Below are 878 nucleotides of genomic sequence, written 5' to 3'. Positions count from 1 at the left end.
GATAAGCACATTCACCTATAAATTATATTTATTGACATAGAATCGCTCAAATTGGATAATATGAAACTAAAAAATTATTCCCTATATCCATTGAAATAAAAATATGGCCATTCAGAAATTAAATTTTGACACTGAAAAAGAGCTGCAAGAGGCAATCATTGAAGAGAAATTCAAAGGTACCCCTGATATTGAAATAGGGCGGAAATATGGGGTTACATTTAGATACATAGAAAAACTGATTACAAAAACAAAAGGTTTAAACGTAAGCAGCCTCAAAAAATTAAAAAAGATAAAAAATCTCCACCCCAAAGACTTTTATGAAGAAAAGACAACCGTTTGGAGTTTCAAACAAAGAGGTGATTGGGCTACCCATAGTGGAGAATACAGGGGTAATTGGTCCCCATATATTCCAAGAAATATAATCTTAAAATATTCAAAACCGAATGAATTGGTTTTAGATTACTTCTGCGGGGCTGGAACCACAGCAGTAGAATGTAAGCTCCTCGGAAGAAGATGTATTGCCTTTGACATAAACGAAAAAGCCATTGAACTTGCTAAAAAGAATTTAGAGTTTGATGTTTTTTTGAAAGAATATGAAGCATATGAACCAGAACTATTTATCGGCGATGCAAGGGATCTATCTTTTTTAGAGGATAATTCGGTGGATCTCATCTGTGCCCATCCACCTTATGCTAATATTATTCATTACACAGATTCAAAAGGTAGTGACCTATCATTTTTAGATATAGATGAATTTCTAAACGAAATGTCAAAAGTGGCTTCTGAAAGCTTCAGAGTATTAAAACCAGGAAGACAATGTGCGATCCTTATTGGTGACACCAGGCGGAAAAAACATGTAATACCTTTGGGTTTTAAGC

At 34.1% G+C, this 878-nt stretch carries 1 protein-coding gene; it reads left to right on the top strand.

All coding sequences use genetic code 11. The features are described from left to right. Positions 1–103: 103 nt before the first annotated feature. On the top strand, positions 104–878 hold a 775-nt coding region (locus N3D17_07790), incomplete at its 3' end, for a DNA methyltransferase (GenBank protein MCX8083264.1).

This window comes from bacterium (genome assembly GCA_026414725.1).
Classification (GTDB): Bacteria; Ratteibacteria; UBA8468; order B48-G9; family JAFGKM01; genus JAAYXZ01.
The sequence above is the reverse complement of the archived record's forward strand: the minus strand, read 5'-3'. Positions and strand labels throughout refer to the sequence as shown.